Genomic DNA, 24,811 nt, shown 5'->3' on the forward strand with positions numbered 1-24,811 from the left:
TTTAAATCATTCTTTAGTTATTTGTCCAGACATCTTGAGCAATTTGAATTACGTGATTAATTTTATTCCATTGCTCTTCTTCTGTTAATTCGTTTCCTTCTTCTGTACTCGCAAAGCCACATTGAGGACTCAATGACAAGTTTTCTAGAGGAATATATTCACTTGCTTCTTGGATTCTTCGCTTAATGACTTTAGCATCTTCTAATGTAGGGAATTTAGATGTTACCAATCCTAATACAACGGTTTGATTGTTACGTGTAAAACTTTTTAATGGTTCAAAATCTCCTGAACGGTTATCATCATATTCAAGGAAAAGTCCATCTACATGTAAGTTAGCAAAGATAGCATCAGATATAGTATCGTAGCCACCACTTGTGATATACGTAGATCTAAAGTTTCCACGACAAATATGCATCGTAATGAGCATATCTTCAGGCTTTTTAGAAATAGCATCATTTAAGCAACTTACTCGATTATCGATAATGTCTTTTACATCCATACCAAGCTTCTCAACAACCGCATTGATGCGTTCTTCAGAAACGAAATCAATCCAGGACGTATCATCTAGTTGTAGATAACGGCAGCCTGCGTCGTAAAAGGCTTGAATAGCTTTTTGATAAGCAGCCACAGTATCATGATAAAATTGATCTCTGTTTCCCTTATAATATGTATCTTCTTGAATCCGAGTAAATAACATGTTTGGGCTTGGAATTGAGAATTTAGCGACTTGGCTTCCATCACCATGTCGTTCAACAGCTTCTTTTAAAAACGTGAAGTGTTCCACCATATAATGATGATCGAAGTCCACTTTACCTACTACCTTAATTGCGTTATTTTTGGTTTTTGCACCTTTGAATTGGCTGATATATTCTGTTTCAAACTGCTCCACACCTTCTAAGCCTGATAAGAAGTCCAAATGCCACCAAGAACGTCTAAATTCACCGTCCGTGATCGATTTAAGACCCAATTCAATTTGCTTCTGAACAAGCTTTTCAATTTCTTTGTCCTCTACAGATTTTAAATCAGCTTTATTAATTGTACCATTCGCATACGCTTTTCTTGCTTCTTTGAGGGGAGTTGGTCGTAAAAAACTACCTACGTGATCAGCTTTAAATGGAGCCTTCACTAATGTCTTAGTCATGGTTTTGTTTCCTTCTTTCTTTTCAAAATAAAAAACCTCTTCTTACAAATAAGAAGAGGTTAATAATCGTTATGGATTCTCTTCTTATCTTCAAGCAAATTGCTACTGGAATTGGCACAGTACTTTAACAGTCTGTTGCCGAGGCTTCCTAGGGCCAGTCCCTCCACCTCTCGAGATAAGAATATTCAATTTATTTAGCTAAAAAAAGGTTACACTTGTTTTCTTAGGTTGTCAACAAAAATTCGAAAAATCAGAAATAATACACCTCTTACCTCATTACTTCCTCATTACCTACTGTAGTAAGGATTCTTTTTTATTTTTTGAGTGGACAGGCAAGCTTACTGCAGTAGCTACATAGTATCTAAAGAATTATTACTGCGTTACCTAATCAGTAGCTAGTTCAGTATCGTTACCGCGTTAATACAAGCTTTATACGCCTAGTGAAGCCCTTCGTGGAACCTGTAAGGGAGCTGAACCGAAGAGGCGAAGGGGGCGACCGGATGTGTTGAGCTGAAATAACTGAGACATGAAAGGCGGAAAAATAAAAAGAATGAAAGTAGGTACCAACATGAGAAAAACACATGATATTGGTTTTCGAAACTTCCTCCATAAACCATCCTTTAAGCCCTCCACAAAGCCTCGTCCATTCAAGGCATATTCCTTTTTCCCATTTAGTCCACTGGCCATGCTTGACCCCACTATTCTAACCATAGGAGGCATTGTCTTAGGAATTGCTATTATTGAACGAATATTAGAACGATGGGGTGTCATCGATCTCTCTGACCAGTTTGCGAAAGTGATGCGGTTTATCTTACCTGTCACCTTTTATGGAGCCTTATTTTACTTCTTTGCAACATTTATGTTTTGAGGAGGGGTTTAGATGTTTGAGAAACTAAAATTGCGTGGAAAGCTTATTAAAGCGTTTCGTACAGCAGAAATTTATCGGGTCATAAAGCATGGGGATCGTACCTCCTATCAATTTCCTAAAATTCATCAGATCGATCACCATAATAACTATACTCGGTATGCCTTTTCTTTACTTAATGGCATTGATCCTGAACTCTTAACGAAAAAAAGATGGGCATTATGACAAGTATTAGGCAGTAATATTGAAGTGAATGGAAGCTTAAAAAACTTTAGTATTACCGTTCATCACAAAGACTTACCTACCATGCTTAAATATGATTATGAAACAATCCATCCTCACATTGAGAAGATGGAGCTGCCTGTCTGTATTGGTAAAGAAATCTATGGAAACTTCATTTCGTGGGACTTTGCGGATCTAGAAACCTTGCTAATATCGGGTGAAATTGGAGCCGGAAAAAGCAGTCTCATGCGTGTGATCCTCACAACATGGATAAAATATGCCTCTTCTGAAGACTTGCGTTTAGTGTTGGTGGATCTTAAACGAGCCGATTTGGGGCTGTTTCATGGGATTGAGCATATAGATGCGCTTTGTTTTGAGGCAAAGGATATGAGAAAACCTTTTGCTTTATTACGAGCTGAAATGTATCGAAGAGGCGATTTATTGTTAGAGCATGGCGTGACACATATAAGCAGGCTACCTTTTAAGCTGCCTCGTATCGTTGTGGTAATTGATGAAATGTCCATCGTGAAGAGAGAAACGGAGCTTGTAGAGATGATTCAACAGTTTGCGAGTCAAGGTCGTGCGTTAGGTGTTCATACGATTATTGCCATGCAGCGTCCAGATGCCGATTTGTTGAATTCAGCACTAAAAGCAAACTTACGAGTTCGGATCTCTGGAAGGCAAGCCGATGCCACGAATGCAAAGGTGGCAGGTGTACTTGGGGCAGAAGAAATCGATGCCGCAGCCAGGGGGCGTATGAAGATTAAAATTGATGAGGTCAAAGAGTTTCAAGCCTATTTCTTAGATGAAGGAGCTTGTAAGGAAATACTTTCACCTTATAAAACGCTCGTGAAAGATCCTGAATCAGAACTAGAAGTGGTATCACAGTCCATCTTCGGGTTATTAGAGAAGGAGGAGCAACGATGAGTTTCCGGTTATCTCAGCGTGATAAAGACATCATAGCGTTTATTAATCAATTTAGAGCCGTAGATCGAGACTCTTTAGTTGACCTATTCTTTAAACAGCTTAAATCGCCTATAAATGCATGCAATAGTGTGATGGTACGTTTTTTATATCGATTAGAACTAATTGAACGTACACAGCAGTATTCTCCGACTGTCTACTTACCTGTGGATGCCAAGATCAAAAAGAACTCTCAAAAAATATTACACTTCCTTTCTATCTTGGATGTCTATAAACAAATGTGCACGTATAGCACACCTAAACAGATCATTGTGGAAGATAAGCCTACCGGACGAAAAGGAAGCATTGAACCGGATCTGTTTTACATTTTTAAAGGATCTCCCTTTTGGATTGAGATCCAGAGAAATCAGTATTCCGAACAGAAAATGCAAGCGAAGGTTAACCTCTATGAAGAGTTTTTCTTTTCGGATGAGTGGAGATCTTTGCATTGGCAGCCAGAAGATCGACCAGCCCTCTTTCCTTCCGTCATTTTAATTACACCTGTTCGGTATGCTATTAATTCTGAACATATCCGTATTATACAAGTAGCAAGTATCCATGAATTGATGGAGAAATATAAGAGTGTGGGTAAACAACAGAGAGATGGAAAGCCACGGGCCTCAGCTTCTTCCGGTGGGATTAAAATTAATCTCCCATAATGACGGTCAACATAAAAAAGCCGCCTCAATAAGCCAGATAGCTTTTTATATGGAATGCTAATTATAAAGTACCAAAATATAACCGCAAGTAAACAATAGCACATTTTGCCATAAGGACTAATTGCTAGGTAAACTGTCAGATGTATAAAAGTTAGCCTTTTTATACATCTTTCCTTTACGCACACCTGTAGAGATCACCGTTATATAAAGGTTGTATAAAGAGATGCATATCCGATTAAAGGCACCCACGAGAGAACCCTTTTCCTGTAAGGGTTCTCTTGCTTTCTTGGTTCCTTGAAGAGGTATTATGTTAACTTGTTTTGTATATGGTATGCATCAATTACAACCATTTTATAAGGGAAATAGTAATTGCATAATATAGTCATAAAATAGCCCTACAAATACAATGCAGCCTAACGTTAAAAAAGCACTCCAAAGGAATATAAAATACTTTTTCTTTACTATGTAGCAATACAGGCTTAAAAACGAAAAGATAATAAATAAAAAGTCTAAACTTACAAATAGCCATCCACCTAAGCTATGATTAGACATAAAAAACTGAGCTTTTATCAAGATACTAAAGGTTAAGATCATAACTAAAATAAAAGCTGCTACAAAAAAGTTAAAAACTTTTAAACGAATATTGTTGATAGATAGCTTCTTCTGTAACTGTTTATCTGATTTTATTAGATAATCTAGGCTAATACCGTATGCTTCGCTCAACTGGACAAGGTTGATTATATCTGGAACTGACTTATTGTTTTCCCATTTTGAAATAGCTTGTGCAGTTACATGTAGTTTTTCTGCTAATTGTTGTTGAGAGTAATTATGTTCTTTTCGAAGTTCTTTTAATTTATCTCCTAAATTCATTTGTCTCTCCTCCTTCATTCCCAATATAGACGAAGTTAGGAAGACAATCACCATAATATTAGTTGTTTTTAGTAAACTCCTATATAAACCAGTGGTTGAGTTAGACTTTCAGGCTACTAAGAGTACCTGGAATCCTGATTATGTTAACTAAACATGTATATGATACACAAATTAAAAATAGAAAAAGCTACTGAAGTTTATTCTTTTATACAAAAAATAAACTTAAAAATGAAGGACCTTTATCTTCAGCATAGAATATTTTTATACATTCAAAAGAAAAAGGAGTTGTTTTTGTGCATCAACAAATGGAAATCAGAAAAGAAATAAAACTTTTGAAAGCTGAAATTGATTTGTGTAATCAGATTAGAAAGTCGTTGATGGAAAAAAGTCACAGATACTTATCTTCTAAACAAGAGTATACAGAATATGAAATTTTAAAAATCGCTTTAAATAGATTGATGAATGAAGTGAATTTTAGGTATTAAAAGACTAAAAAAACACCTGAAAACATAAAGGATATAGATGTTATTTGAAATGTTACATAATAATTTATCTAAAATAGAAAAAGAGAAGATCACGAATGTGTCCTTCTCTTTTATTTTATAGGTTCCTGTAATATGTTATATGTAAACTGGCTCTGAATATGACATAAATTAAATTTAAATTAGACATCTTCTTCATTTGTAAAGGCAAGCCATTCTTGCTGGCTTGCCTTATTTTGTGCTACTCATAGTTCATTTTATAATTTTTCTACTGCATATAATAACAATTCTTCAATATTTCTTTTACCTAGCTCTTTCGCTTTTTGTTGCAATTCTTCTTTCAAATCGCTTGATAGCTTTACACGTACCACTTCCAAATCGCTATCAATATAAATGCCACGGCTACGTTTATTAATCTTTCCTGAGACAAGAACCGACTCTAATAATTCAATGATTTCTTGAGCTGATTCTGTGAACAGTACAGGTTTGATTTCAACTATAAATTGTTCTTTCTCTTCTTGTGGCGTAATTCTCATGTTAGTTGGACTTAGGTACTGATAAAATAAATCCATAAGCTTATAAAGTTGTGATTTTGCATAAGCTGTTTGCTTAAAAGCAAATGTTGCATAGCCTTCTTTCGTAATCGGTTTTTTTGATTCAATTTTATAGGCTGTTTCATAGCCTCGACCAAGTAATTCTTCTACTGTTATCTCTTCATGTTGCTCTGTAACAGCCATAATTGGATCTTCTACCGAGATGATACGTGCAAACTGTTCTTTTTCTTCACTTTTCTTCACGAAAAGCTGAAATAGGGCAATATTTTGTTCAGCATGATAGAAATGACGCTTACTCGGTTTACGCCCAACTTCATGTGTGCGCTTAAACTCTTCTAAATCTTCCTCATTGATAAAATAACAATTGATTCCTCGGTATTCTTCTTGGAACGCCGGTAACAGTTCTTGCTTAATATACTTATTGACCGTTGTAACCGAGATATTAAGTTGCTGCGCGACTTCTTTTGTCGTAAGTCCTGGCTTTTTTAGCTCTTCTTGTAAGCGAACAACATCTTCAATATCAAATTCGTAACGTCCTTCAATATGCCAGTCATCTTTATTAATAGGATTTAATTTTTCTTGTTGAATATATGTATAAATCGTTTTCTTTGATGAAATAGATAACATCTCCATCACGTCTTCAATAGTAATAATTTTAATAGGATTATCAATCATAACATACACTCCTTTTCTTTTTCCTTAATCTGATAATTAATTATATCATATATACATATAGTTAGAATTTAAAAGTTTTTATAATTGATATGTAATTATTATAACTAACTTATAAAAAATAATGTTTTATCATTTACTCTAAGTGATGACAAATAGGAGATTTTTCTACAAATAATATAAATGTTAAAATATATTTGTAAAAAGTAATTTTATACTTTTACTTTTAATTAAGTTACAATTAACAAGTAACAAATATAATAAATAACTTTAAATATATATTTGATTATAAAAATATAAGATATTTAATTGAGATACTTAGTTATTTAACTCTTGTTATCAAAAATATCATTGCGTTTAAAAGGTTCTTTATCATCTACATACATATAAATATAAACTTAACCCTTACATAGTGAAGAAAATATTTTAACACAAGGAAGAAATATAAATAAGAAGACAAATTTTTCAAAAGGAGAGGTTTTATGCGAGATTTCTCATTAGTACACATGGGAAGAGAAGTAACAGAAAGAAAAGAGGATTTCAACAAAATCGTTTCATTGATGCTGGATAATATGTATTATAGTGCCTTAGAAGAAAGAAATGAGCATCACCAGCGAAAAAACGAAGAGATGTTCAGTGATTTTACAGACGGAGAAATGATGTACTACTATGTCCACCAACGAAAGCATATTCGAAAAGACAGAGAACGAAAAGAAAATACAAAAACCGAATACGTACGGATACTGCTGCAGTTTTATCAGTATGCAGTAGAAAGTGAACCATTCCTACGCCAAGATGTAGACGATTATATAGAAGAAACTGTTTTTAAAAACCTACGTCCTTGGCATATACGTAACTACCAGACCTATTTAAGTACCGCATTATTGGGTAAGGGTGGGAAACCTTATTCACCCGCAACTTTAGATGCCAAAATGACAATTTTAAAAAGTTTTATGAAATGGCTACATGAAACGAAGTATATTCAGCATCCATTACACAAAGAAATCTTAAGCACGTCACTATCTGAGCAAGAAATTCCTAATCGAGATTTGTATTACCATGAAGTCAAACAGCTTCTAGACCACTACAAAGACCATCCTATTAATCATGGATTGTTAACGATGTTGGCGATGACAGGATTGCGTATACAGGAAATAGCTAAAGCTTCGTGGGGAGATGTATATCTAGACAGTTTAAGTGGTCATTATCGACTAAGAGGAGTAGGGAAAGGTGGAAAGAAATTTGATAAGTTACTTCATCCATCGCTATATGAACGCATCCTTACTTTTCGAGAACGACGTCATGTCAGTATAGCGTTGAATTCAAGTGATCAAGGTCCATTATTTCCAACTAAAGATGGAGACTATTATCAATATAAAAACTTAAGTAATTATATTGTTCGGATCATTGAACGAACGGAATTACCTTTTATAAAAGAACGGAATGATAGGATTACGCCTCATTATTTTCGTCATTTTTATGCCATTTATAGTAGGCAGCAGGGAGCCGATATTTTCTTAATTCAAAAAGAGCTTGGCCACAGTGACCGTAAAACAACCGAGCGTTATTTGGAGAAGGTGTTGCAGCGAGAACAAGAAATTGGGCTTATGTGGAAGGAACAAGATTTTTAACTATTATTTCACATTAAATTGGAAATATTCATTGTTTATTGCGAGTTGACAACATATATCAAGGAAAGCTACTGATAAAGAATCAGTAGCTTTCCTTGTCTTTTTAATATGTATTTTATAGAGATTCAGCTCTTTTTGTATATAAATTCCATTATTATACATAATAATAAAAAATATAATTTCTTAAAAGGGGCTTTCAATAGTGAATAGAGAACAAGTCATTAAAATTTATCAAGATGTTCTAGACAAGAGACGAAAACGATTTCCTAATTATTTCTTTGTAGGTAAGGAAGGAAAAATATATATGCGCTATATGACATGTTATTTACTTGAGCAACACTTATCGATCACCATCGATGAAATTCCTTTTCAAGTAGGCGCCAATACATTATGGTCTCATCGTCTCAGACCCCCTGCTATGCTATATGGATGGAATTATTATGAAGTCATTGATAATGCCTATCCAGGAAAATTTAAACCTTGGCAATTCCAACAAACTCCTGATAAATATTGGAATGGAGAAGAAGGGAAAAGGCGAGCTATTGAAGCAGTAAAGTATGTAATAGAGGAAAAATTGAAACTCCCTATGGAAGAAATACCTTTTAAGGTTAATTTCCATTTTTTTAAACAACATGGTCTAGGCGGACCCTTTACCCTTTTAGGCTACTCTCCTTTTCAAATAGTTGAAGCAATTTATCCTGGTGTCTTTAGGCCTTGGCAATTTGCTCATGTTCCTATGAATTGTTGGAAAAATGAAGAATATATTCGAGAGGCTATGAACAATTTTTTATTCAAACAGCTTCATTTCTCTTCTTATGAGGAGGCTTTTCTTAAATTAAAAGGAAGTGATTTCACCGATTTTCAGTTAACTGGTCTCTTTCAAATGGCGTTTGATTCCAGAATGAACAACGTGAAGGAATGGATAAAAAACCAACTAATAAATATAGACAATGAATTATACTATGTGGAACTTGATTAATAAAAGTACCGATTGAAACGAATAACCTGATCTAAATTACCATTATGTCCATTTCCTATTCTTAAAAATAATGATTGTTGAGTATAGGGTTACTTGCTTTGATTTTTCTTTTTTATAAAAAGATATAAAGATTCAGCAAAAAAAAGAAAAAGAAGAAAAAAGAGTACAAATAATTCGGCAACCTCCATCACCCGAAAAGGACTCACGGCGTTGTACAATGCCTGAGAAACATCAAATCCTTGAAAAATGTCGATGCCTAAAGAAAAGCCCATTAAACATCCCATCATTAAAAGACTAATACCTATGATTTTCATATCTATCACGCTCCATGTAATAGGTTTTTCTCTTTTTTCTAAGATGATACATAAATATTTTTTGTTAATTTTTACATAAAAAACTCTTATATGGTTAAAGTAATAAAAACTTAAAGAAGGGTGCTTAAATCTATGCCTTCGTTTTTTAAAGATCGAAAACCAAAAAAGAAACGACAACAGGATGAAGAAAATAAAACTACTGATTATCCAATAGAACAAATACAAGTTTCATTATCAAGTAACCTTAATAAGATTAAACAGAAAACGGGAAATAGTTCAGATATCGTTATTCGCGAGATAAAAATGGGGGGGGATTCTGACATTAAAACAGCCATTGTCTATGTAGAAGGAATTGTAGACAATCAAACGATTCAAGAGTATTTACTGCAATCTATAATGAAGGATAATCATAAAGAAGAAGTAAATCAGCACAATGCGATAGAGCTGCTTTCTAAAGATATAATGACAATTGGAAACATATCTTCCATCACTAACTTGGACGACCTATTTGCCTCTTTAATGGCAGGCGATACTCTTATCCTAGTGGATGGAGTAGACCAGGTACTGAGTGCTAGCACTAAAGGTGGAGAAAAACGTTCCATTGCAGAATCTACTACCCAAATGGTGGTGCGAGGGCCAAAAGGGGCATTTACCGAGTCTCTTGGGACCAACACAGCTATGATACGCCGCATCATTAAGACTCCCGATTTATGGATGGAGTCTTTAAATGTTGGACGTGTAACAAAGACAGACGTGACACTTATGTACATACATGGCATTGCCAATAATAAAGTCGTTAAAGAAATTCGTCAACGATTACATCGAATTGATATCGATAGTATTTTGGAATCAGGTTATATTGAACAACTAATAGAGGATCAAACATTGACTCCTTTTCCAACTATGTACAACTCGGAAAGACCTGACGTTGTAGCAGGGAACCTGTTAGAGGGGCGGATTGCTATATTTGTGGATGGAACCCCTTTTGTACTTATTGCGCCTGCTGTCTTTATGCAATTTTTCCAATCGGCTGAAGATTATTATGCCAGGTTCGATATTGCAACCTCGATTCGTCTTTTACGTATTTTTATGTTTATGATTTCGCTTATTGCGCCTGCTACCTATGTCGCCGTTACAACCTTCCACCAAGAAATGGTTCCAACGACGCTCATTGTAGCGATTGCGGCACAAAGGGAAGCTGTTCCCTTTCCAGCATTTGTGGAAGCTCTACTCATGGAATTAACTTTTGAAATTTTACGGGAAGCAGGGATACGCTTACCCAAAGCCATTGGTTCAGCAGTATCCATTGTAGGGGCCCTGGTAATTGGTCAAGCAGCCGTTCAAGCAAGTATTGTGTCACCAGCAATGGTTATCATTGTATCGATCACAGCCATTGCAAGTTTTGCCACACCTTCTTTTGATATGGCGATTTCAGCTCGCTTAATTCGTTTTTTGTTTATGATTGGTGCAGCAACATTTGGTTTCTACGGCATCATTCTGTGCCTTTTAATGATGGTCGTTCATCTATGCAGTTTACGTTCATTTGGGGTACCCTATATGACTCCATTTGCTCCCTTTATCCCCGTAAACAATGGAGATACCGTTGTAAGATTACCATGGTGGACATTGAGGCAAAGACCGAGATTAATTACTGCTAATACGGTTCGAGAAGGGGAAAATCTACGCCCACAGCCTCCTGCATCTCGTGGTATGGTGAATCTCGATTTGGAAGAAGGTGACAACAATGAAGCGTAGAGGAGTTTTTCTTTTATTGATGATGACAATGACGTTCTTGCTCACAAGTTGCTGGAGTAAAAAAGAGTTAACGGACCTTGCCATTGTCGCAGCTCTTGGCGTCGATAAAACAGAAGATGGAAGGTATCATATAACACTCCAAATTATAAACCCAGGGAATGTGGCAGGAGGTATGCAAGGGGGAGGAGGAGGTACCCAGAGCCCTCCTATTACCATCTATTCAGCTACAGGAGACAATATAGTCGAAGCAAGTAGACGGGCTTCGAACAGAATTTCTCGACGATTGTATTATGCTCATACAAACTTGGTCGTGGTTGGAGAGAAATTGGCCAAAGAAGAAGGAATTAATACATTAATAGATGCGTTTGATCGAGATCCAGAATTTCGAAATACTTCCACCCTCGTGATTGCCAATCATTCGTCCGCAGCTGATCTTGTGAAAACGTTAACACCGGTTGATAAAATTCCAGCGAATAAGGTGCTAAAAACTTTAGAATTTACGGAAAGAAAATGGGGAGAGAATGTAAAAACATCGCTCCAAGAGGTGATGAGCAGCCTTGAATCTCCTGGGAGAGGAACCGTCGTATCAGGATTTTGTCTAGTTGGGAATCCCCAGCAAGCACAAAAACTAGATAACCTTCAGGAAAGTGCACCCGCAGCAACGCTTCGCGCTTCCGGAATTGCCGTTTTAAAACAAGGAAAATTAGTGGATTGGCTGTATGGAAAACCAGCAAGAGGAACGGTATGGATTCTCGATAAAATTCAAGGAACGGACATTAATATTGATTGGGCAGGAAAGAAAGAAGCTATTGCTTATCAAACTGTACGACAAAAAACAAGTGTATCTGCCCAAGTGAAGAATGGGAAACCTCATATTTCCGTTCATACACGTGTTGAAGGAGATATCGGTGACATGGAGGTACCTGTTGATATTACCAATCCCAAGGTCATTACAAAAATCGAACAATCCGTGAGGAAAGAAATTAAAAAAGAGCTAAAGACAGCTATTGAACGTGCCCAAAAAAACAAAACGGATATTTTGGGATTTGGAGAAGTGGTTCACCGTACTAGACCAAATCAATTTAAGAAAATGAAAATGGAATGGAATGATGTATACTTTCCGAAGTTAGATGTAGATATTACAGTGGAAGCCTATGTACGTCGCGCTGGCTTACGAAACAAGTCATTTCTTTCAGGAATAAAAGAGAATCAAAAGTAAGGAAAAGGAGGTGCCAGTTAAATGGAGAAAGCAAAAATTAGTGCCAGTCAGCTCTTTATTTTAATGGTTCTGTTTGAGCTGGGGAGTGCTTTACTGGTACCTCTTGCCATCAGAGCCAAACAGGATGCATGGCTTGCGATTCTATTGGGTATGTTAGGCAGTTTCGTTTTATTTTTAGTTTACCATAAGCTTTATACCTATTACCCCAACCTATTACCCACAGAATATATGCAAAAAATCTTAGGTAAGGTATTAGGTACCGTACTGGCTTTTGTTTACATCCTTTATTTTATGTATGATGCCTCAAGAGTTCTACGTGATTTTGGTGAAATGCTGTTAACGTTTGCCTATCCTGATACGCCTTTATTCATCGCCAATGCATTATTAATGCTTGTCATTGTTTATACAGTCAGAAAAGGAATTGAAGTCATAGCTCGATCAGGAGAACTGCTTTTTATTTTTATGTATGTCCTTGCAGTTGCTGGTTTTATCTTAATTGTATCTTCTGGATTAATCGAGATAAAAAATTTACAACCTATTTTGGAAGAAGGATTTCTAAATCCATTAAAAATTGCATTGTCTGAAACGCTATATTTTCCGTTTACTGAAGCTATTGTATTTACGATGGTTTTGCCTTATTTAAATGATTCTAAGAAAGCAAAAGTGACCATGCTATGTGCAACGGGATTAAGTGGAATCAATTTGGTTATTACGATGCTCATCAATGTTAGTGTGCTTGGCGTTAATCTAACTACGCGTTCACAATTTCCACTTCTCAGTACGATCGCGAGTATCCAAGTAGCAGATTTTTTAGAACGTCTTGATGTATTTTTTATGCTTGCTATGGTGATTGGGATTTTTTTTAAGGTTACCATATTATTTTATGCAGCCACTATAGGAACAGCCAACTTATTCAAGATTAAGGCACCTTCAATGTTAGCGTATCCTTTAGGAATCGTTATTCTATTTTTATCTATCACAATCGCGAGTAATTTCCAAGAACACCTTCATGAAGGGTTACATGTAGCCAAAGTTATTCTACATATTCCTCTGTTCACCATAATTCCTCCTATCCTTCTTTTTGTAGCTTTCATAAAAAACAGGAAGAAGGATAGGAGGAAACACATTTGACTAGCTAATCTTCATATGAACATTGTCGTTATTGTTACATTCCTTAGAAAGGTACTTAACAGTAAAAAGAAACTTTTTAGTCTAGAGTTAACCTTAAAGCAAATTTACTATTTACTACATACTATTCAAAATTGCAAATGCTGAAAATGTTAAAAAATGATTCAGCAAGACAAAAGATTGCTTTAAATAAAAACAAAAAGGAGGTTCTAATTGCATGGAGAAAGCTAAAATTAGTTCTAGTCAGCTCTTTATCTTAATGGTCCTGTTTGAACTGGGGAGTGCTTTATTGGTGCCCCTTGCGATTGATGCAAAGCAAGACGCTTGGCTTGCGATTCTGCTTGGAATGGTATGTAGTTTCATTCTATTATTAGTCTATCATAAGCTTTATACCTATTATCCCAACCTCTTGCCTACAGAATATATGCAAAGGATTCTAGGGAAAGTACTTGGAACCGTACTAGCCTTTATTTACATTCTTTACTTTATGTATGATGCCTCAAGAGTTCTACGCGATTTTGGTGAAATGTTGTTAACTTTTGCCTATGCTGACACACCTTTATTCATCGCGAATGCCTTGTTAATGCTTGTCATTATTTACACCATTAGAAAAGGAATTGAGGTCATAGCTCGATCCGGAGAACTGCTTTTTATTTTTATGTATGTCCTTGCGATTGCTGGGTTTATTTTAATTATTTCTTCTGGTTTAATCCAGATTAAAAATTTACAACCTGTTTTGGAAGATGGATTGTTACCTGTCCTAAAAGTGGTATTTACACAAACGTTATATTTTCCATTTACAGAAGTGATTGTATTTACCATGATTTTGCCGTATTTAAATAATCCTAAGAAGGCAAAAGTGACCATGCTATGTGCAACAGGATTAAGTGGAATCAATTTAATTATTACCATGCTTATTAATGTCTGTGTACTGGGTGTTGATTTAACTGCACGTTCACAATACCCACTTCTTAGTACAATTGAGAGCATCCAAGTAGCTAATTTTTTAGAACGTCTTGATGTATTTTTTATGCTTGCCTTAATCATCACTATCTTCTTTAAAATCTGTGTATTATTCTACGCAGCTGTCGTAGGAACTGCTAGTTTATTTAAGATTAAATCACCTTCACGGTTATCATATCCTTTGGGGCTAATCATTCTCTTTTTGTCTATTACCATTGCAAGCAATCTTCAAGAGCATAATCATGAAGGACTAAAGGTGGCAATGCTGGTTCTACATATCCCTCTTCTTATGATTATTCCTCCTCTGCTTCTTCTTATTGCATTCTTGAAAAATAGAAAGAAGCAGAATGCATGACAGATTTGTTTGCTGATTCTTTGAATGATATAGATCTTCCAGCCCCTTGAATCGCTATAAAGTACTAGTACATATTAAATTGGATGTAAATTATGTGAGGTGATTTTTCTGTATACTTGGTTTTATGATCATTTTATCAACACAATTCTATTTCCTCTTACTTGTATAGTTGTGGTAGCTATCATGTTAAGCACATATGCGTACTTTAAATATAAAAAAATAAATAATTAATAGTTCTTAGAGATTATGATTTCAAATATGGATATTTCTCCTTTAAAACTCGATTATTTATACAAAATATAGTCATCACTTATATCAATGATTTTTAAAAATCTCGTAGTTATCAACAGGAGGTAATTATCTAGTGGAAAAAGCAAAAATTAGTGGCAGTCAAATATTTACCTTAATGATGCTGTTTGAATTTGGAACTGCTTTCCTCCTCCCTATTGCTATAGAAGCGAAGCAAGATGCTTGGCTTTCCATTATGTTTGGCATGGTAGGTGGTTTTCTTTTATTTTTAGTCTACTATCAACTCCATCGTTACTACCCTGATTTATTACTTGTAGAACTCACACAAAAAATTATGGGGAAATGGATTGGTAGTCTCTTGTCGTTTCTTTACATTTTCTATTTTGCGAATCTTGCTTCCAGAGTCATTCGAGATTTTGGAGACATGTTATTGACATTTGCTTATCCAGACACTCCTTTATTTATTGTAAATGCCTTACTGATGTTTGTTGTTATCTATACGGTGGGCAAAGGAATCGAGGTATTGGCAAGATCCAGTCAACTTCTGTTTATTTTGCTCTACCTGTTTACCATTTCTGGATTTCTGCTTGTTGTATGTTCTGGTTTACTTGACTTTAAAAATTTACAACCTGTATTAGAAAACGGGATTGGGCTGCCTCTGAAAGTTTCCCTAACTCAAAATGTATATTTTCCATTTGGCGAAACCATTGTATTTTTGATGATTTTACCGTATGTAAAAAATATGAGCAAAGGAATTGGAATATGCGCCATTGGATTAACGGGTATCAATTTAATGATTACCATGATTATAAATGTCAGTGTATTAGGAGTAAGTCTTACTGCACGTTCACAGTTTCCTCTTCTAAGTACAGTAGAAAGTATTCAGGTGGCTGATTTTTTAGAGCGTCTTGACGTATTTTTCATGCTTACAGCAGTTATTGGGGGATTTATTAGGACAAGTGTATTTTTCTACGCCGTCGTAATAGGGACAGCAAATCTATTTAAAATTAAATCTCCATTCAAGTTATGCTATCCTTTAGGGCTTGCTATTTTATTTTACTCTCTGTCACTAGCCAATAACTATGAAGAACTTATACAAGAAGGGATTAAAGCATTACCTTTTTACCTAGACATTCCACTTCAAGTCATAATTCCTCTTTTGCTTCTTACGGTAGCTTTCTTGAAAAATAGAGCCACCCTTAAGCAATCTGGTGTCAATTCTACATAAATGGAATGTCTCAGCTTAATCAACCTAAATCAAGACACATTCTTAAATATTATCCTTTTAAGTTGTATATCATATACAACTTAAAAACAGGTAATAATATATGTATCAACCCTGTTAGAGAAAGGAACCTTATGTATAAGCATAAATGTAAACAAGAAAAGGCGTTTTCTTTAGCAATGATCACTATTCTTTGGTTAACTGTTCCTTTAATAGTAAAGAAATCATTTTTTAGATTTTTACCTGTAGCAAATTTTATCAATTTATTTTTAAGTGTAATGAGTCTTATGGCTAATAAGAAAAAAGTGGTGGAAGCTTTACAGATTCGCAATCATAAACAGCCTAAAACATGTATAAGATGGTATAGAAATGGAGAAGTCTTTCGCTTAACACAGCCCGTTGGGCAAAGATACACCCACCGAAAAGGGCCTCATTCTTCAAGATACTCCATCAACATTACAAGCTGAAAATCGATATTTAAAGCAGCAGATTGAAGTTTAAAAAAAGTATCTTGCTCTGTTGTCTGTATTTGTCAACTCAAAATCCAGCCATTTCGTCATTGAAAACCCAGCCAATTTTCTGACTTCATTTATATAATTGGCCGGTTTTTTAATGCTTTTTTTATTCTTCTTTTCCTTCTAGCTCTGTTCGATTAACTCTTGTTTCTTCAACCATTTCTCCGTTTCTTTCATACGGTAGGAGTCACCAATCATATTCACAATATAGGCTTGATGGGTTAAACGATCAATCATAGCTGCTGTCATGACAGGGTCTTGAAAGATTTCTCCCCATCTTTCAAAGGATAAGTTCGTTGTAATAATGGTTGATTTCTGATTCGCTCGTAATGATAAATGAGTAAACAATAACTCTGCACCTTCTTTATCAAATGAAATATAGCCCATTTCATCTGCGATGACTAAATCATATTTTTCAAATCGATTCTGAAAAACTCGTAGAGTTCTCTCTGACCTGCATTCCTTTATTTGGTTGACTAATAAAGGAACCGTTGTAAACCATACCTTATAACCTTCCATACAAGCTTTTATCCCTAAGCCAATTGCCATGTGAGTCTTTCCTGTACCCGCATTGCCAGCTAAAATGACATTTCGGCCTTCTCTGATAAAATCTAAGCTCTTTAAAAGCTTAAATTTTTGCTGGGCATCTTTTGATAAATCCTCAGTTGATAGATCTTCTAGATATTTCTTATAGGGAAAGTCTGCACGACGGATTCGATTATATTTGGCAGATTCCTGTCTAGAATCCAGTTCTTTTTGAAGTAACTGTCGTAAGAATTCTTCATAACTGGCATCTGTTTCAACTGATTCTTTAATCACTTCTTCAAAATCCTGACGGATTTTAGGTAATTTGAGCTCTTTGCTTAATGTATTAATTTCCTCTACCAATGCTTGCTTCGAAAGTTCCATTTACCTGCACCCCTTATTGAATAAATTTCGTTTGGAACAGTTGATCATAGGTCTGATTTGTTAATGAAGGCGATGGAGGTTATGATAATTGGGCCTTCAGAGGATGGTTTGAACGTACAGGGGATGACGAGAAAACGGTCAATTTTCATAGACCTTAATCTAAAATAAAGATGAAGATAGAAAATAGACCCTATAAGAGAAAATAATAAGAAGAGCCTTGACCTTGATGGTAAAGGCTCTTCTCGTTATATAAGTTTTTACCACGTAATATCGCAAACATGATGGTTTTTGGGACGGGTGCCTCGATCTGTAGAAATCATCATTACAATTACAAGAGTAATTAAAAAATAGGAAATTACATAGGTGGTACCTATATTATTTTTACGAGTACTAAAAAGATGATAGTATAAAGAACCATAAGCTAAATCTAATATAGAAGAGGTGATGAAAATGATAACAAAAGATATAACTCAATCTACTTTCCCAAAGAAATTAGTTGCTTTACCTACGTCTTGTAATGACGTTGTCTACTATCCTGCTAAGTTGGCTGACTTAGCAATTGAAGAGACCTACACAGTTTTTCAAACTCTGAGTCAAAAAAGTGGACTCTCTTATCTCGTTGTTACCCAACCTCGTACAGCTAAGATTGTATTAGCAGGATCTAAAGTTTTAATAAATGAAGTTTATCACTCCATTCCTTGGCCTACTTATAAAATAGCAGATGGAGATAACAAATTTACTTACAAAGAATCTCCTTCATTGCAAGCTTTAGAAGATTATTTTATTCAGCTTAAAGAACAGTAATTTATTTTATGGATACAATTATTCAAAAGACCCTCTACTTCACTAGAGGGTCTTTTAAACTAAACTAGTAAAGAGTAACATACTACCTTTTATGAATTGAACTAGCAAATACCCCTTGAATACCTCTATTCAAGGGGTATTTGCTTTTTATATGAATGAAAATATCTCAATCAGAGTAAACTACTCAAGTCAACGTGATCTGTTCTTTATAAGAACGGAACATAAAAAAGCTACTGGTATACAGTTCAACGCCAGTAGCTTTTTCTCTTTTTAATGACATAACGGATAATTAATAACATTTTGAGCAAACTACCCAAGACGCCTTGAGGCATCATAAAATAGCTCTCCATTCCTTACGAGGATAGAAAAACTACTGAATAGGTCCAGTGGCTTTTTCTGTTTTTAAGCTGTATAGGATATACAACCTTAGTTACCATAATCAAAATTCACGGAACCAAAAAGCATCTACACAATTCTTTTTAGATGCTTTTTGGTTCCTTAAACATGAATCATGTTAACTATGAGTGTATGTCATATAAAGTATAAAATTAGAAGAACCCCCTATTTCCTTAGGGAGTTCTTCTATAGGTTAAGGAAATTCTAGATTGGAAATGCTTCTCAGTATGTTGAATAGTTTTCAAGGAATGCCTAATAATTTATAAAATAAAATTCAATAGGTTTTTCCCCTTGAGAATCTCTTTTCTCAAAAATTTGAGCTACATATTTTTCGATTATATTATTGGATGGTACATAAATACTACAGTGTAGAAGATACTAATCAGAAAAAGCTGGTACATAAACGTCAAACAACTATAGAAGGGAAAGGAAACTTGTGAGCAACCAAAAATGATTTTTTCACTTTTACTATTTACTATCGTAGCCTTAGTTACAGAATTACCTAATGTACGAAAAAATAACACTAAAAAAGAACGATGGATCTTTCTAATTTTTATGTTTTTTGGTATGGGATTAACTATTTTATACACGTTACAGGTTCCTATGCCTAACCTTTTAGATAAACTAACAGCAATTTTTAACTATCCAAACACTCTTTTACCATAAGAACGCCCAAAGAAAAGTGGTGATCATACTGATTAATAGCTCATATAAGGTGACTAATGTCCAAATTAGCGCCCTGCAATTCTTAATTATTTCTATCCTCTTTGTAGTAGGAGATGCCATTTTATATGTTCCTTCTCTAATTGTTCAAGGAGCTTCACATACTATTTGGATTGCAGGACTAATTGGAATTGCGGAAGCAGTTCTTTTATCTCTTTTATATGCCCTTGTCAGTCAACAGTTCGCTAATAAAGGTTTTTTTCCTTATCTAGAACTAACATATGGAAGATGGCTAGGGAGAGTTCTTTTCCTTTTATTTCTTTTGTATGTAATGGTTGATGTTATTTTAATGATTTTTGAAATGGGTTCCTTTATGGTCACGGTCATTATGCCTGAGACACCCCTAGAAGCTATTATTATGGTATTTTTACTTGTAGTTATTATTGGGGCTCGTCTTGGACTTGAGACATTGTCACGTGCTGCGGAAGTACTCTTTCCTTGGTTTTGTGTTTTTTTCTTTCTACTGGTATGTCTCAATTTACCCAATGCTAAATTCGAAAATATGCAGCCGTTTTTTGAGGGGGGCCTACACACGATATTTAAAGGAAATGTTTCTTTAGCATCTTATATATTTGAAAGTGTTATCCTAATTATCATTTTCCCTCATATTAGAGAGAAAGATCAAGCAACTAAAGCTTATATAAAAGGTATCACTATAGGAGTCACATTATTAGTCATTATTTCTTTATTATCGTTATTAGTGTTTGGATTAAGTACTCTTAAAATGGAATTTTATCCAAGCTACCTGTTAGGTCAAACTTTAGAATTCAACTTTTTTTCACATGTTGAAGTGATAATGGCTGTTATTTGGTTCATTAGTTTATTTTTTAAAGTAGCAATTTGTTTCTTTGTATCTGCTCAAGGTATTTCTCAACTTATAAAGGTACAAGATTATCGAATAGTTACATTCCCCATAGGTATTTTTTTATTTGTTTTATCTTTTATTTGCATCCCCAGTAGTATGTATTTAATTCACTTTATAAACTCTACATGGCTTTCCTATTCCGTCACATATGGATTGTTCTTTCCACTTTTTCTTTTAGCAGTGGAACTAATAAGAAAAAGCCGTAAATCACATCGTGTGAATGGACGCTGAGAAGAAAATGAAAGCTATACTTGAGGGAGAGTTTTATGACTCATTTTAATGTGAAGATAGAAGAGTTGTTATTTTCAAGTAAAAAGTAGTTCGTTGCAAAATAGGAATGCTAAATATATCTACTTTTGCTCCAATAAACAAATAAACCCTCTTAAATATTATGTGAATCCGGTGTCCGCCTGTTGAAGACGAGGTGTCCATCTGCAACAACTGGCTCATCTAGCCAAGCTGCACCCGTATTCTCCATGTCATCTTTTATATATTTTGAAGCCGAATTTTAGGGTGGCTTGCGGATTCTATAACACAATTCATGGACAATGACATACCGTCTATAAAGTTATAATACTTTTTATACGTACATAAAGGTTTATTTTGGTAACTAAATAGACGTTCTGTCATTTGATTTTACATAGTCTAAAAAGGTGTACCTTTTTAGACTATGTTGTTGAGAACCGATTATAAAATAAAAAAGCTTTACGAAACCTTTCGCAAAGCTTTTGTCACCCTCTATATTATCGTATTACTCTTCCTACTTCTTTTATACTTAAACCGGTAAACTTTGCAATATCATCCAAAGTCATGCCATTCTCATACATGCTACGAATCAATTGAAGTTTCCCTTTTTCTACCCCTTCTTCTAGTCCTTCCTCACGAGCATGGGCTAGTTTAGCTTGTTCATCAAGTAGCAATTTCTCACGCGCTTCATATGCGCTTCTGAATGAAGAATCATGACTCATATTTTCCCATTTATCCATCGCTTTTTGTAGAATTGGATCTTGATTCATCGCAATCTCCTCCAATGTTTGAGTTAAATGTTCATCTTCATGAGCTGGTAATAATAATATCCAACGAACGAATGCATTTTCCCATGGGTTGACTTTTTCTTCCCGCCACTGTTTCACAAGCTTTGGAATTTCCACAAAATGAATTTCAATATCATCGCTTAAAACACGTTGCTTTGTTGTGTCCCACAACTGACCTGTCGTCTGAAATTCTTCATCTGAAGAGAATAAAATGAAATCCAATAAATTAATGGTGATGGTTTTTCGTAAAGCACGATAAGGCATCCCCTCTTGCATTTGTGACGTATATAATTTACTCCAATAATACAAAGAACGCTTGACCATATCATGCGTATTACGAAGTTGAATTTCGATATTCACTTGTGTTCCGTTATTCAATGTAGCTAGTAAATCTAAGATAGATAACTTGTCATCTTCGTAAGCCTTGTGAAGGTGTGGGTCTTCCAATTGAAGAGACATAATGGGTGCTTCTAGAGACTTTTCTAAAACAGCGTTTAAAAAACCTGTTAAGATGTCCTCGCTGCCTTTGGTACCAAATAATTGTTTAAAAGCGAAATCAATTCGTAAATTTACTAATTTTGTGGACATGAATTCCTCTTCCTATCTTTCTTATTTCTTACCCCTATTTTATAAGATAGCAGGATATGTTTGCAAATGTAGAAACGAAAACCAACCAGTGGTTATGATTATACCTGACCAAAATCTCAATTAAATGACTACGGTTTCCATTCCTTAAACCGTTTGAATTACTAACTGTGGTAACTCAAATAGAAAAGCCACTAAAATTGAGATACAGTTCAATTCTAGTGGCCTTTTTATTTAAAAATCGTTATATTCTTCTAAGTCGTCATCGTCTAATGAACCAGATATATTCTCTAGATCTGCGACTTTTCCTTCTTTCAGTTGAAGAACCTTTGAAGGCTCTTCTTCTTTGAAGGAATCATTGCCTAAAAAACCTGTTGTTTGGGCTAATGCCTTTAAATCAGCTAGTTCATTCTTGATATGTTCAAACATCTCGTAGTTTTTTTTGTCTTCAGTTGCTTTTCTTCCAGTAGATGCATCATCTAGATCACGTAGAATTAAAGATGAAATATAATCTCCTAACTTACGGGATTTAGCATATGTAGCTAGTTGATTATACACTTCATCACTTAATCGATTTGTCTTAATCGTAAACGCATTTTGACGCTCTGACATCCCTATCACCTACGTTGTTAGGATTTAACGGCTTTTTTCTCTGCTGCTTGCTTCTTCTGAACGTAACCAATACTACGAATTTCTAAGCCAAATAAATTTAAGTGACGGCTATCTTGAGGAACCTTATGATACTTTTCTGTACGTTCTTCTCCAATTTTTTCACGCATACTATTCATGATAGCGACTTCTAAAGTAGGAGCTACCCCGCCGCAGTACACATATTTACGCAGTTTATTTGCTGGTGGTGGTGCGACATCATTTAATTTAGCCAATAAGATCTCCACATATTCTCGAAGAGAAGACTTGATTGTACTTGTTAAATCAATAGATTCACCTGTATTCTCGTTTTTTAATACAAACTTTTGCTTGCTGTAGTTATCAAGGATAAATTGATCAAAGGCACGTAAATCTGTAAACAGTTCTAGAAATTTCTCTTTACGCAATTTATCAATATGGGCTAAATACGGAATGCCTTCAATGCTTTGAAATGATTCACGGCTATTGGCAGCCTTCAACCCTTCCGGTAGAATAACGACATCAATGGAACCTCCACCAATGTCCACCATGACCGTTTCACATTCTACATACTCATTTGCATCTTCACGATCTTGAAGCGTTAAGTCTTTTTTTAATGCAAAACGTGCACTTTCTCCCTCTTTTAAGCATGCACTTTCTTCTACCACTACTTTTAACGTATTTTCAAAGCCAGGCGTATGCACCGTAAACGAATGGTCGCCTAAGAAGCGATTAGCCATCGCTTTTTGAGCCGCCCCAAATGTGCTCTCTTTCTTAAGGAGCCAGATTGGTAACATGGTAGAAAAATAGTCAATTTCGATAGTATTGTCTTTTTTATTTTTCGCATGTAACGCATGGTAATACGCAATGGCAGCTAAAAAGGTGATGTATGGAATATGACTTGTAATTTTATTATGTAATTTATTAATGTGATTGTTGGCAAGTAATTGACTTGCGGCAATGTCACCGACTAGGAAATAGCGCTCTTTCTCTTCTCCCTGAATCGTTGTGGAAAGTAAAATACGCTTCTTAAATTCTTCTGGAGCTGTAACAGCATCTGTAAAAAAAGAATCTGCAGCTTCTTTTTGAAGTTCAACTACATTCGTTGGAAAATCAAATAGGTATCCATCCATAATGTTCATATCAACAGAATTCCCGCAATCTTTATTAAAACGTGAAATTTTCATTTCTAAACACCTCATCTTTTAAGTTGAACTTATATTCAACTTATTGTACTTGATATAGGATAAATATTCAATATGGGAAAGCAACTAAGTTGTCTACAAAACCTTACATATATCAACATAATAAGAGCCTGCATCAAAAATGATGCAGGCTCCCCTCTCTTACAATAAAATAATTCTCATGTTCATTTGCCCTTGTGAGGCCCTTTCGTTACGTATATCGGTTCATAACGAGAGTACCATTCGTTAAATTACAATACCTACTTGTCAATTGGGGTAATACATTTGCTGAAGTCGCTGTTACGTCTTTCAAAACCGAACCAGTCCCTTCATTAAGCTAAGTATTTAACCTTTTACAGTAGCCTCTAAAATTCTTATGTTGGCTCTGTACTTTTTGTTTACCACCTATATATATTCTAAAACATCTTTTTTACTTTCTATTTTACAGCCTCTTTTAATTCTTTCCCTGCTTTCTATTACAAATTGGTCAACTAAACCAATTTGTAAAAATAATTTCTCATCTTATGAATAAACCATTCTTCTTTTACACATCTTAACGATACAAACTGTAAAGGAGTTGCATAAAATGGCAAACAATAAAAATAGCAACACAAATGAATTATTAGTATACGGTGCTCAACAAGCAATTGATCAAATGAAATATGAAATCGCTAGTGAATTTGGTGTAAACCTTGGTCCTGATACAACTGCACGTGCAAACGGATCAGTAGGTGGAGAGATTACAAAACGTCTTGTGCAAATGGCAGAACAACAACTTGGTGGCAGTAACATCCGATAATGTAATCATTTTAGCTAAACGTGTATGTAAAGAAGAAATGGGTTTCTATTTCTTCTTTTTTTTATTGATATGTATTTCCCTCTACTTCCATCTAAAAAGAACATACGTTTGACCTTTTCTCAAA

The 24,811-nt window shown here is 34.9% G+C and carries 24 protein-coding genes, 1 pseudogene and 1 riboswitch; of the genes and pseudogenes, 17 read left to right on the forward strand and 8 right to left on the reverse strand.

The genetic code is table 11. The features are described 5' to 3' along the window. Positions 1-13: 13 nt before the first annotated feature. Positions 14-1,141 (reverse strand): 5-methyltetrahydropteroyltriglutamate--homocysteine S-methyltransferase, encoded by a 1,128-nt coding sequence (locus NST66_RS28025; protein ID WP_060746202.1) that lies wholly within the window; start codon positions 1,139-1,141, stop codon positions 14-16. Between the two features lie 81 nt (positions 1,142-1,222). Then, positions 1,223-1,323, reverse strand: a riboswitch (SAM riboswitch). Between the two features lie 386 nt (positions 1,324-1,709). Between NST66_RS28025 and NST66_RS28030 the strand changes: the two genes are divergently transcribed. The 4 genes from NST66_RS28030 to NST66_RS28045 are packed head-to-tail and all read left to right on the forward strand — an operon-like array spanning position 1,710 to position 3,850. After that, entirely contained in the window at positions 1,710-2,009 is a 300-nt protein-coding gene (locus NST66_RS28030) for a hypothetical protein (RefSeq protein ID WP_340843839.1), read from the forward strand. Between the two features lie 12 nt (positions 2,010-2,021). Beyond that, entirely contained in the window at positions 2,022-2,231 is a 210-nt protein-coding gene (locus tag NST66_RS28035; protein WP_275037724.1) for a hypothetical protein, read from the forward strand. Between the two features lie 24 nt (positions 2,232-2,255). Next, complete coding sequence (locus NST66_RS28040; RefSeq protein WP_340843840.1) at positions 2,256-3,155, forward strand: FtsK/SpoIIIE domain-containing protein; 900 nt, start codon at positions 2,256-2,258, stop codon at positions 3,153-3,155. Beyond that, positions 3,152-3,850: a hypothetical protein gene (locus NST66_RS28045; protein ID WP_340843841.1), complete on the forward strand. Its 699-nt coding sequence runs from the start codon at positions 3,152-3,154 to the stop codon at positions 3,848-3,850. Before NST66_RS28040 ends, NST66_RS28045 begins: the two co-directional genes overlap by 4 nt. A 351-nt stretch (positions 3,851-4,201) precedes the next feature. On the opposite strand, the gene NST66_RS28050 is transcribed toward NST66_RS28045, so the two are convergent. Next, positions 4,202-4,720 carry a helix-turn-helix domain-containing protein gene (locus NST66_RS28050; RefSeq protein WP_182031665.1) on the reverse strand — a complete coding sequence of 173 codons (519 nt, stop codon included), beginning with the start codon at positions 4,718-4,720 and terminating at the stop codon, positions 4,202-4,204. 293 nt (positions 4,721-5,013) lie between these two features. Here NST66_RS28050 and NST66_RS28055 point away from each other — a divergent pair, with 293 nt between their 5' ends. Next, positions 5,014-5,205, forward strand: coding sequence for a hypothetical protein (locus tag NST66_RS28055; RefSeq protein WP_182031663.1), 192 nt, complete (start codon positions 5,014-5,016; stop codon positions 5,203-5,205). Between the two features lie 254 nt (positions 5,206-5,459). On the opposite strand, the gene NST66_RS28060 is transcribed toward NST66_RS28055, so the two are convergent. Continuing rightward, the gene (locus NST66_RS28060) at positions 5,460-6,431 is read right to left on the reverse strand and encodes a helix-turn-helix domain-containing protein (RefSeq protein WP_340843842.1); all 972 of its coding nucleotides are present in this window, start codon (positions 6,429-6,431) and stop codon (positions 5,460-5,462) included. Positions 6,432-6,910: 479 nt separating this feature from the next. On the opposite strand from NST66_RS28060, the gene NST66_RS28065 reads away from it, so the two are divergent. Together NST66_RS28065 and NST66_RS28070 are read left to right on the forward strand one after the other, a co-directional pair. Further along, the gene (locus NST66_RS28065; RefSeq protein WP_340843843.1) at positions 6,911-8,059 is read left to right on the forward strand and encodes a tyrosine-type recombinase/integrase; all 1,149 of its coding nucleotides are present in this window, start codon (positions 6,911-6,913) and stop codon (positions 8,057-8,059) included. A 202-nt stretch (positions 8,060-8,261) separates the two neighbouring features. Beyond that, a complete protein-coding gene (locus NST66_RS28070) occupies positions 8,262-9,038 on the forward strand; it encodes a hypothetical protein (protein WP_340843844.1) in 777 nt (258 codons plus the stop codon). A gap of 89 nt (positions 9,039-9,127) precedes the next feature. On the opposite strand, the gene NST66_RS28075 is transcribed toward NST66_RS28070, so the two are convergent. Beyond that, complete coding sequence (locus tag NST66_RS28075; protein WP_209151861.1) at positions 9,128-9,352, reverse strand: hypothetical protein; 225 nt, start codon at positions 9,350-9,352, stop codon at positions 9,128-9,130. A 132-nt stretch (positions 9,353-9,484) separates the two neighbouring features. Between NST66_RS28075 and NST66_RS28080 the strand changes: the two genes are divergently transcribed. The 6 genes from NST66_RS28080 (at position 9,485) to NST66_RS28105 (ending at position 16,713) form a co-directional block, all read left to right on the forward strand. Beyond that, on the forward strand, positions 9,485-11,107 hold the full coding sequence (locus NST66_RS28080; protein WP_340843846.1) for a spore germination protein: 1,623 nt from the start codon (positions 9,485-9,487) through the stop codon (positions 11,105-11,107). Then, positions 11,097-12,326, forward strand: coding sequence for a Ger(x)C family spore germination protein (locus tag NST66_RS28085; RefSeq protein WP_340843847.1), 1,230 nt, complete (start codon positions 11,097-11,099; stop codon positions 12,324-12,326). The genes NST66_RS28080 and NST66_RS28085 overlap by 11 nt, the downstream gene beginning before the upstream one ends. 21 nt (positions 12,327-12,347) lie before the next feature. Then, positions 12,348-13,457: a GerAB/ArcD/ProY family transporter gene (locus NST66_RS28090; RefSeq protein WP_340843848.1), complete on the forward strand. Its 1,110-nt coding sequence runs from the start codon at positions 12,348-12,350 to the stop codon at positions 13,455-13,457. Positions 13,458-13,671: 214 nt separating this feature from the next. Beyond that, entirely contained in the window at positions 13,672-14,772 is a 1,101-nt protein-coding gene (locus NST66_RS28095) for a GerAB/ArcD/ProY family transporter (protein WP_340843849.1), read from the forward strand. A gap of 364 nt (positions 14,773-15,136) precedes the next feature. After that, complete coding sequence (locus NST66_RS28100; RefSeq protein WP_340843850.1) at positions 15,137-16,249, forward strand: GerAB/ArcD/ProY family transporter; 1,113 nt, start codon at positions 15,137-15,139, stop codon at positions 16,247-16,249. Positions 16,250-16,380: 131 nt separating this feature from the next. Further along, entirely contained in the window at positions 16,381-16,713 is a 333-nt protein-coding gene (locus NST66_RS28105; RefSeq protein ID WP_340843864.1) for a hypothetical protein, read from the forward strand. A gap of 171 nt (positions 16,714-16,884) precedes the next feature. On the opposite strand, the gene istB is transcribed toward NST66_RS28105, so the two are convergent. Next, positions 16,885-17,670, reverse strand: a complete 786-nt coding sequence (istB, locus tag NST66_RS28110; protein WP_063247936.1) for an IS21-like element helper ATPase IstB — start codon at positions 17,668-17,670, stop codon at positions 16,885-16,887. Positions 17,671-17,726: 56 nt separating this feature from the next. Between istB and NST66_RS28115 the strand changes: the two are divergent. The 3 genes and pseudogenes from NST66_RS28115 to NST66_RS28125 form a co-directional block, all read left to right on the forward strand. Beyond that, positions 17,727-17,828, forward strand: a pseudogene (locus tag NST66_RS28115) (stress protein); the annotation flags it as partial. A 292-nt stretch (positions 17,829-18,120) separates the two neighbouring features. After that, on the forward strand, positions 18,121-18,474 hold the full coding sequence (locus NST66_RS28120; protein ID WP_275037660.1) for a hypothetical protein: 354 nt from the start codon (positions 18,121-18,123) through the stop codon (positions 18,472-18,474). A 1,111-nt stretch (positions 18,475-19,585) separates the two neighbouring features. Then, positions 19,586-20,689, forward strand: coding sequence for a GerAB/ArcD/ProY family transporter (locus NST66_RS28125; protein WP_275037661.1), 1,104 nt, complete (start codon positions 19,586-19,588; stop codon positions 20,687-20,689). A 512-nt stretch (positions 20,690-21,201) separates the two neighbouring features. Here the strand turns inward: NST66_RS28125 and NST66_RS28135 are convergent. The 3 genes from NST66_RS28135 to NST66_RS28145 form a co-directional block, all read right to left on the reverse strand. Continuing rightward, positions 21,202-22,080: an Rpn family recombination-promoting nuclease/putative transposase gene (locus NST66_RS28135; RefSeq protein WP_047933778.1), complete on the reverse strand. Its 879-nt coding sequence runs from the start codon at positions 22,078-22,080 to the stop codon at positions 21,202-21,204. Between the two features lie 231 nt (positions 22,081-22,311). Next, entirely contained in the window at positions 22,312-22,689 is a 378-nt protein-coding gene (locus NST66_RS28140; protein ID WP_275037664.1) for a hypothetical protein, read from the reverse strand. A 17-nt stretch (positions 22,690-22,706) separates the two neighbouring features. Continuing rightward, on the reverse strand, positions 22,707-23,891 hold the full coding sequence (locus tag NST66_RS28145) for an Alp7A family actin-like protein (RefSeq protein ID WP_340843851.1): 1,185 nt from the start codon (positions 23,889-23,891) through the stop codon (positions 22,707-22,709). Between the two features lie 583 nt (positions 23,892-24,474). On the opposite strand from NST66_RS28145, the gene NST66_RS28150 reads away from it, so the two are divergent. Then, complete coding sequence (locus NST66_RS28150) at positions 24,475-24,687, forward strand: alpha/beta-type small acid-soluble spore protein (RefSeq protein WP_025753343.1); 213 nt, start codon at positions 24,475-24,477, stop codon at positions 24,685-24,687. The last annotated feature ends 124 nt before the right edge of the window (positions 24,688-24,811 follow it).

This window comes from Priestia sp. FSL W8-0524 (assembly GCF_038005965.1).
GTDB lineage: Bacteria > Bacillota > Bacilli > Bacillales > Bacillaceae_H > Priestia > Priestia zanthoxyli.

What these genes read in the sequence shown, in the direction of transcription:
- NST66_RS28085 (WP_340843847.1), top strand. Translation starts at nt 11,097, where the DNA reads ATGAAGCGTAGAGGAGTTTTTCTTTTATTGATGATGACAATGACGTTC.
- NST66_RS28075 (WP_209151861.1), bottom strand. Translation starts at nt 9,352, where the DNA reads ATGAAAATCATAGGTATTAGTCTTTTAATGATGGGATGTTTAATGGGC.
- NST66_RS28065 (WP_340843843.1), top strand. Translation starts at nt 6,911, where the DNA reads ATGCGAGATTTCTCATTAGTACACATGGGAAGAGAAGTAACAGAAAGA.
- NST66_RS28050 (WP_182031665.1), bottom strand. Translation starts at nt 4,720, where the DNA reads ATGAATTTAGGAGATAAATTAAAAGAACTTCGAAAAGAACATAATTAC.
- NST66_RS28080 (WP_340843846.1), top strand. Translation starts at nt 9,485, where the DNA reads ATGCCTTCGTTTTTTAAAGATCGAAAACCAAAAAAGAAACGACAACAG.
- NST66_RS28120 (WP_275037660.1), top strand. Translation starts at nt 18,121, where the DNA reads ATGATAACAAAAGATATAACTCAATCTACTTTCCCAAAGAAATTAGTT.
- istB (WP_063247936.1), bottom strand. Translation starts at nt 17,670, where the DNA reads ATGGAACTTTCGAAGCAAGCATTGGTAGAGGAAATTAATACATTAAGC.
- NST66_RS28030 (WP_340843839.1), top strand. Translation starts at nt 1,710, where the DNA reads ATGAGAAAAACACATGATATTGGTTTTCGAAACTTCCTCCATAAACCA.
- NST66_RS28025 (WP_060746202.1), bottom strand. Translation starts at nt 1,141, where the DNA reads ATGACTAAGACATTAGTGAAGGCTCCATTTAAAGCTGATCACGTAGGT.
- NST66_RS28145 (WP_340843851.1), bottom strand. Translation starts at nt 23,891, where the DNA reads ATGAAAATTTCACGTTTTAATAAAGATTGCGGGAATTCTGTTGATATG.
- NST66_RS28105 (WP_340843864.1), top strand. Translation starts at nt 16,381, where the DNA reads ATGTATAAGCATAAATGTAAACAAGAAAAGGCGTTTTCTTTAGCAATG.
- NST66_RS28035 (WP_275037724.1), top strand. Translation starts at nt 2,022, where the DNA reads ATGTTTGAGAAACTAAAATTGCGTGGAAAGCTTATTAAAGCGTTTCGT.
- NST66_RS28135 (WP_047933778.1), bottom strand. Translation starts at nt 22,080, where the DNA reads ATGTCCACAAAATTAGTAAATTTACGAATTGATTTCGCTTTTAAACAA.
- NST66_RS28140 (WP_275037664.1), bottom strand. Translation starts at nt 22,689, where the DNA reads ATGTCAGAGCGTCAAAATGCGTTTACGATTAAGACAAATCGATTAAGT.
- NST66_RS28045 (WP_340843841.1), top strand. Translation starts at nt 3,152, where the DNA reads ATGAGTTTCCGGTTATCTCAGCGTGATAAAGACATCATAGCGTTTATT.
- NST66_RS28095 (WP_340843849.1), top strand. Translation starts at nt 13,672, where the DNA reads ATGGAGAAAGCTAAAATTAGTTCTAGTCAGCTCTTTATCTTAATGGTC.
- NST66_RS28060 (WP_340843842.1), bottom strand. Translation starts at nt 6,431, where the DNA reads ATGATTGATAATCCTATTAAAATTATTACTATTGAAGACGTGATGGAG.
- NST66_RS28090 (WP_340843848.1), top strand. Translation starts at nt 12,348, where the DNA reads ATGGAGAAAGCAAAAATTAGTGCCAGTCAGCTCTTTATTTTAATGGTT.
- NST66_RS28150 (WP_025753343.1), top strand. Translation starts at nt 24,475, where the DNA reads ATGGCAAACAATAAAAATAGCAACACAAATGAATTATTAGTATACGGT.